8 protein-coding genes are annotated in these 7,621 nt (G+C 30.1%); 4 read left to right on the top strand and 4 right to left on the bottom strand.

Annotation, left to right across the window (positions count from 1 at the left end; all coding sequences use genetic code 11):
* Window positions 1–18 precede the first annotated feature (18 nt).
* Together WKT09_RS11335 and WKT09_RS11330 are read right to left on the bottom strand one after the other, a co-directional pair.
* Window positions 19–639, bottom strand: a complete 621-nt coding sequence (locus WKT09_RS11335; protein ID WP_340416121.1) for a YczE/YyaS/YitT family protein — start codon at window positions 637–639, stop codon at window positions 19–21.
* A 15-nt stretch (window positions 640–654) separates the two neighbouring features.
* A complete protein-coding gene (locus WKT09_RS11330) occupies window positions 655–1,722 on the bottom strand; it encodes a Gfo/Idh/MocA family protein (RefSeq protein ID WP_340416120.1) in 1,068 nt (355 codons plus the stop codon).
* A 190-nt stretch (window positions 1,723–1,912) separates the two neighbouring features.
* Between WKT09_RS11330 and WKT09_RS11325 the strand changes: the two genes are divergently transcribed.
* The 4 genes from WKT09_RS11325 (at window position 1,913) to WKT09_RS11310 (ending at window position 6,051) form a co-directional block, all read left to right on the top strand.
* Window positions 1,913–3,055, top strand: a complete 1,143-nt coding sequence (locus tag WKT09_RS11325) for a Gfo/Idh/MocA family protein (RefSeq protein ID WP_340416119.1) — start codon at window positions 1,913–1,915, stop codon at window positions 3,053–3,055.
* A gap of 185 nt (window positions 3,056–3,240) precedes the next feature.
* Complete coding sequence (locus tag WKT09_RS11320) at window positions 3,241–4,233, top strand: TRAP transporter substrate-binding protein (RefSeq protein WP_340416118.1); 993 nt, start codon at window positions 3,241–3,243, stop codon at window positions 4,231–4,233.
* Window positions 4,234–4,248: 15 nt separating this feature from the next.
* The gene (locus WKT09_RS11315) at window positions 4,249–4,746 is read left to right on the top strand and encodes a TRAP transporter small permease (RefSeq protein WP_340416117.1); all 498 of its coding nucleotides are present in this window, start codon (window positions 4,249–4,251) and stop codon (window positions 4,744–4,746) included.
* A 6-nt stretch (window positions 4,747–4,752) separates the two neighbouring features.
* Window positions 4,753–6,051: a TRAP transporter large permease gene (locus WKT09_RS11310; RefSeq protein WP_340416116.1), complete on the top strand. Its 1,299-nt coding sequence runs from the start codon at window positions 4,753–4,755 to the stop codon at window positions 6,049–6,051.
* Window positions 6,052–6,099: 48 nt separating this feature from the next.
* Here WKT09_RS11310 and WKT09_RS11305 read toward each other — a convergent pair whose 3' ends face one another.
* Window positions 6,100–6,861, bottom strand: a complete 762-nt coding sequence (locus WKT09_RS11305; protein ID WP_340416115.1) for a DeoR/GlpR family DNA-binding transcription regulator — start codon at window positions 6,859–6,861, stop codon at window positions 6,100–6,102.
* A 27-nt stretch (window positions 6,862–6,888) separates the two neighbouring features.
* The gene (locus WKT09_RS11300) at window positions 6,889–7,620 is read right to left on the bottom strand and encodes a LutC/YkgG family protein (protein ID WP_340416114.1); all 732 of its coding nucleotides are present in this window, start codon (window positions 7,618–7,620) and stop codon (window positions 6,889–6,891) included.
* Window position 7,621 lies beyond the last annotated feature (1 nt).

The raw sequence follows: 7,621 nt of genomic DNA, 5'->3' as shown, positions 1-7,621 counted from the left end.
AAAATAGTAGTCTTTTTGTTATAAAAATACTTGTTGAAATTTGCGAATCATAGGACCTATAATTATGGCTGATATTATGGTTCCCTCTCTTACTCCCTGTATTTCTCCTAATGTTACATATGAAATTATTAATGCAATTATAACTAATGTAATATCAAAATAAAGTTTTATGTCACCAAATTCTTTGTTTGTTTTATACGCTATTGCCTTCACTATACCTTCTGCAGGATTGTTTACAACATTTGCCTTCAATTGAATAATAGTACTTAATGCGATAATAATACAACCTAGAATTACCATTCCTAATTTAACTAGATAATTCTCTGTTAAATAAAGAGATATAATTAATGACCATCCATCTATTGCAACCCCTAAGACTGGACCAACCAATAATTGTAAATACTGTTCCCTTTTAAACTCTTTACCTAAAAGTATAATTTGAATAAGTACAAATATAAAATTCATTAGCATTGTTAGCATTCCAAAACTGATTGGAACCGAAAAACTAGCTGTAAAAGGAGGACTAGTGATCGGAGTTGTCCCAAGATATGCTAAGGTCACCAAACTTATCCCTAATCCCATAACAATTAAACTGAGCATAAAAAGACTATATGATTTTATCAAGCTACTTGTATACAACATTTACACTTCTTTCTAACTTATTTTCAATGAATTTTGTTGAGCAAGAATTGCAAGTCTCGCGGCTTCAAATGTACGAGTTTGATTAAATGAAAAATCTGTTTTATGTAAACAATCATTTATAAATTCCGCAAAAAAGTTTAAACCAATTTTCCCAGCGACATTAAAGTAAGTTTCACCATATTCGTTTACTAAATACACATTGTCTGTAACTTTATTTCTTGCCACATCAATATATTTACGTAATTCTATATAACCTCTTGTTCCTAATAATACAATTCGGCCATCCCCCCATGTGGATAACCCTGCAGGTGTTAACCAATCGACTCTGAAATACAAACTTCTACCGGTTTCTGTTATGAATTGTGCATCACCAAAATCCTCAAAGTTGGGATGATTTTTAAGAGTATAATTAGCCACTGTGCTTTTCATAAGTTGTGCTGAGTTTTCATTTGTATAATAAAGAAACTGTTCAATTTGATGTACACCGATATCACAAATAATGCCACCAAATTCTTGTTTATCAAAAAACCAATCAGGTCTACTATTTAAATTTATTCGATGTGGACCAGTTCCTATCATTTGAAGAACATCGCCTATCGCATCCTGTTCAAGTAGATCTTTCGCAAAAATAGCACTCTCTGAATACAATCTTTCATTATAAAATATTCCCCAGTTTAAACCCTTATTTTTACTTAATGATTCTGCTTTTTCTATTTCTTTTAGATGAACAAACCCTGGTTTTGGTGACAGGAAATGCTTTCCACTTTCTAAAGCTTTGATTCCTATATTAAACCGTTTTTTAGGAATAGTAGCACCAATAATTAAACTTGTTTCAGAAAAGTTATAAATTTCTTCTGAATGTTGGCATACTAATACACTAGGATATAATTTTTTTATCTTCTCTATGTTACTTATACCTGTATCGTAAACGGAATGGAAATTTGCACCAGCATTTATTAATTCCTCAATCATTACATAAACATGATCATGCTCTAAACCAATAACACTAAAAGAGAAAAATCCATCTATCTTTACTTTTTCACGTTTACGTGGATAATAATGTCTATTATTTTCATGCATTAAAAACACCTCAAGATTATTTTTATCTTCTAGTAAGCATAAATATCATCTTAAATTATCAAACTAACAAAGTCAACATAATCAAAGAAATATAAATAAAAAACAAAATTTTTTGTGTTATATCATTGAAAATCAATCTTTTAATATGTATGATACAAACAATTAATATTTTATTAAAAGGGGAATTAATATGAAAACGAAGGTCGATACAATATTAGTTGGTGCAGCAGGATATGGCGAAATATATTTACATAACCTATTAGAAAATCAATATATAAACTTGAAAGCCATTATTGATATTTTTCCTGAAAACTCTAAGTTTTATAACGAACTTATAAGACGTAACATTCCAATTTATTCAAATTTAGGGGATTTTTTTCAGAAAAATTATTGTGATTTGACTATTATCGCTACACCTATTCATTTACACACAGATCAAGCAATTATTGCTATGGAAAATGGTAGTAATGTTCTGTGTGAAAAACCTCTATGCGCTAATATTCATGACGTTAATAAATTAATGGATGTAGAAAAGAAAACTGGTAAATTTATGGCAGTTGGTTTTAATTGGTCATTTACTAGCTCTATCTTAAATTTAAAATCTGATTTAATTGCTGGGAAGTTCGGAAAAGTCAAACGTGCAAAGAGTATTACACTATGGCCTAGAACACATGAGTATTTTACACGTTCATCTTGGGCTGGAATGCTTACCCATCCTAATGGCCAATTAATTTTAGATAGTGTTGCGAATAACGCAACTGCACATTTCTTACACAATTTATTGTATTTATGCGGTGAACAAATAGAAGATAGTGCAACCATTAAAGAAGTTTATAGTTTCCTGTATAGAGCAAACAATATAGAATCATTTGATACGTGTAGTGTGAAAATAATTACTAATAAAGAGTCCGAGTTATTTTTCTTTGCTTCACATGCTACGCAACAAGAGAGTGCCCCAACTTTTGAAATAGAATGTGAGAAAGCTACTATAACATATACAAATGATTTATCAAATAATGCAATCATCGCTTCAATGACTGACGGATCAAAAATAACTTATGCTGATCCAGAATTAAATCATTTAGCAAAATTAGATATTTGTATAAAAGCTATCATGAATAAAGGTTTTATACCGTGCGGGATTAAAGCAAGTTACGCACATGTGAAAGCAATATATTTAATGCACCAAAAGAATCCAATTATACGATTATTTGATAAAAATAATATCGTCTATGATTCAATAAATAAATTAACCTATGTTAAAAATTTAGATCAGCAATTAACACATTGCTATGATAATTGGACATTATTTGATTCAAATAATATTAGTTAGTACCTCTAAATAAAGGAGAAATGTTGTAAAGTATAATTTATATAACTTTTACTCCATTTCTCTTTTTTATTTAAATTATTAATCTTTGTATTATTTTGATTTTCTTTATTTTTTTGACTTTTTCTTTATCTTTGTGTAAAATATAGTAAGCGTTTTCAGTTTAATCGTTGGAAAGGAGCCTTTTTATGAGAACGAAAACAATACTTTTTCTTTTTATGATTTCATTAACCGTTATATTAGTTGGATGTAATAGTAGTAATGATAAGGAAGTCCTTAGATTTGGATATGCAAGTAATAGTCCTCCAGTTGTTGAATCAATGAAAAAATTTGGAGAATTAGTAGAAGAAAAAACAAATGGAGAAGTTATTGTAGAATACTATCCCGATGGACAATTAGGTGGTGAAAGAGAATTAATAGAATTAACACAGACTGGGGCAATTAGCATTACAAAAGTTAGTGGTGCAGCTTTAGAGAGTTTTTCTAACATATATTCCATTTTTGGAATTCCATATTTATTTGATAGTGAAAAACATTTTTACCAAACAATGGAAAATGAGAGTATTATGACCGAAATATATGAGTCTACACTTGATATTGGATTACGTGGACTAACTTATTATGATTCTGGAGCAAGAAATTTTTATATGAAAAATAAACCAGTTCATTCCCCAGATGATTTAAAAGGTATGAAAATAAGAGTAATGCAAAGTGATATAGCAATTCAAATGATTAAATTGTTAGGAGGCTCACCTACCCCAATTGGTAGTGATGAAGTATATACATCCTTACAACAAGGGATACTGGATGGCGCGGAAAACAATGAGTTTGTATTAGATACAGCAGGACATGGAGAAGTAACAAAATACTATTCATATGATGAACATACAAGAGTACCAGATATCATTGTCATTAATGATGATATTTATAGTAACTTATCACAAGAGCACCAACAAGCAATCATAGAAGCTGCACAGGAATCTACTGAATATCAAATAAAATTATGGCATCAAGCTGTTGAAGATGAAAAAGAAATCGCAATAGAAAAACATAATGTAAAATTTAACGAAGTAGATAAAGAACCATTTCGTGAAGCAGTTCAACCAATTCATAAACAATTTAGTGAAGATCCGATGTTTAAAGATTTATATTATCAAATTAGAGATAACTCTGATGAATAAAGAGAGGGATTTGTTTTGAACAAAATAAAATATTATTTAGATAAAATTGTTGAATTTATTACAATTTTTTTATTTAGCTTTATGATAATAATTACAACTTGGCAAGTAATTAGTAGGTATATTTTAAAGAACCCTAGTACAACCTCAGAAGAGTTTATTCGGTTTAGTTTAATTTGGTTATCTATGCTTGCAGCGGCGTACGTTGTTGGAAAGAAAAGCCATATTTCAATCACATTATTTAGCGACTCATTAAGTTCACAAAAAAGAAAAATAATTGATGCATTTATACAATTTTCATTTTTAATTTTTGCAATCATTATTTTAATATTTGGTGGTTTAAAAGCGGTTTCATTAACAATGGAACAAATTTCTCCATCTTTAAATTTACCGATGGGATATGTTTATTTAGCTCTTCCAGTAAGTGGATTGCTCATTATTATATATAGCATTATTAATATTATTAATATTTTTCAAGATAAACGAACAATAAATTCTATTGATGAAATGGGGTAGAGTGAAATGATTTTAAAAGCAAGTATTATATTAATCGTTGTATTTGCGACCTTACTCGCAGTTGGAATTCCTATTGCAATAAGTGTTGCAACGGCTTCTATTCTTACTGTCTTACTCGTTCTCCCTATTGACATAGCGGTGTTTACATCAGCACAGAAATTAGTAACAAGTATAGATAGTTTTTCTTTAGTAGCTGTACCATTTTTCATGTTATCTGGTGTTATTATGAATCATGGGGGTATAGCCGAAAAATTAATCAATTTAGCAAAATTATTTGGCGGAAGAATACCTGGTTCTTTGGCACATACAAATATTATTGGTAATAGTCTTTTCGGATCTATTTCAAGCTCTGCAATTGCAGCATCAACTGCTATAGGTGGGGTAATGGTCCCTTCACAAATTAAACAAGGGTATGATCGAAAATTTGCAGCAGCAGTGAATATAGCATCTGCACCTACTGGAATGCTTATTCCACCCAGTACTGCCTTTATTATTTATTCATTAATTAGTGGTGGTACATCTATTTCCGCCTTGTTTATGAGCGGATTGGTAATAGGTTTATTATGGGCTATCGCAATAATGGTTGTTTCATATTTTATTGCTAAACAAAGAAATTATCCTACAGTTACTAAAGATCATTCAGTAAAGCCATTAAAAATTATCATCGATGCTATTCCAAGTTTATTATTAGTAATTATTATAATTGGAGGTATTTTATCTGGAGTATTCACAGCAATAGAATCCTCTGCAATCGCAGTAGTTTATTCATTGTTTTTAGCTTTAGTGTATTATAAAACACTAAAAATAAAAGATTTACCAAAGGTATTTATTCAAACAATAGAATTAACTGGAGTTATTATGTTCTTAATTGCAACATCTGCTTTAATGACGTTTACAATGGCACTTACAGGAATGCCAACAGCATTAAGTAATCTTGTTTTAAGTATTTCAGATAATCCAATTATTATATTACTTGTTATTAACATTATTTTACTATTAGTTGGTACAGTAATGGATATTGGCCCGGCAATATTAATCTTCACACCTATATTTTTACCTATTGCAACAGAGATTGGAATGGATCCGATTCATTTTGGAGCATTCTTCATTCTAAACTTAAGTATTGGAACGATCACACCCCCTGTTGGTACAGGTTTATTCGTTGGTGCAAGCATAGCAAATGTAAAAATAGAACAAGTCATTAAGCCTTTACTTCCATTTTACATTGCAATTATTGTTGTTTTAGCTCTAGTAACTTATATCCCTTCAATAAGCTTGTTTTTACCTAATCTTTTAGACTTATAAAGATTTCATAAAAAAACTAGCTATTTGTTATAACAAATAGCTAGTTTTTTATTGACTATAAATCAAATTAATTTTTAAATTTTTCAAGGACTTCTCGATAATTTTATTCATATCATTACTTGTAATAACACCGTGTATGTCTGTAACATTACTTATTTTATTTGATACCTTTTTATTTGTTTTATTAGATTGAAGTAATATATATACCTTGTTTACATTTTGAATTATTTTCTTTTTAAATTCAGCTTCATGAATACAGTTAACGGTAATTCCCTTTTTAATATCCAATCCTTCACAAGCAATGAAGGCTTTATCAAAATAGAGTTTATTAAAGATATCTTTCGATAACACTCTGGTATAAGTCAAAGTATCCTTTTGTAATTCTCCACCTACTGACATAGTTGTAATTTTATTTTTTTCTGAAAGCAACAAAATTACTTTGAGCGAATTAGTAATAACAGTTAATGTTATATTTGGTAGATATTTTGCAACATAGTATGCTTCCTTGCTATTATCTAAAACAACCTTATCATTTTCTCTTATTAATTGAATTGCTTTCAATGCGAGTTGTAAATATCTATTTTGTTCATTTAATTCGAATGATGGTGTAGATAATAAGGAATTATCTTCCTCTATACTTATAGCACAACCACGCTTTCTAATTATATAGTTCTCTTCTTCTAAATTCTTTAAATCACGCCTTATAGTTTCCTCTGAAACAGCACATAGCCTACTTAAATCAGAAATGCGAATTTTTTTATACATATTTACATAACTAATTATTTTTAATCGTCTTTCAGCTACAATCAACTTTACACTTCCTCTATTTCGACTACATCACGCATCATCCACTACAATATATGCCGCATGTAAAGGTCCATGCACCCCTACAACTAAATTCATTTCTATATCTGCACTATTACTCGGTCCACTAATGAAATTTATACATGATGCTATCGTTTCACCATTCGCTACTTTTTCATGTATCCATTTCGTTGCTTGTGTCATTCTTGGGACGATGGTACTTTTCGGAATAATAACAATATGTGTTTTCGGAAGTAAACTAACAGACCTTCCTTTACCTTTGTCACTAAATAAAACGACTGTTGCCGATTCCGCAAGTGTTATATCACTAAATGTTAAACCTACATCCGCACGTTCTGCAATCGCAACACTTTCATCCCTATTTTCAGAATTCCATACATGATATTCCACTATCCCTGCATGATCCCAATCTGTTAAAGAACTATCAAGATCAAATGAAGCAAAGCGCTCATCTTTCCAAGTAATAACCGAAGATGCTTCATACAATTTTATTGTGTCTAAAATCGTATTGGATAAATCCGCTTTTGTCGTCTTCACAAACTTCGTATGGATTGCATCACATTGTTCTTCCAACACAGATGTTAACTCATCTTGTGATACATTTTTTAACACATCTAATTGAGGACTCACTTTCCAAGCTGGTCGGGTTATTTCTTTCTTTCGCTCACGGCCAAGTTTCTTACTTAACTCATTCAAAAAACTTTCTCTACGTTGAATTAAATCTTCACCTGTATTTGTTTTCATA

This window comes from Pseudogracilibacillus sp. ICA-222130, from assembly GCF_037892545.1.
Lineage (GTDB): Bacteria > Bacillota > Bacilli > Bacillales > Amphibacillaceae > Pseudogracilibacillus.
This window is presented reverse-complemented; position numbering and strand designations above follow the sequence as displayed.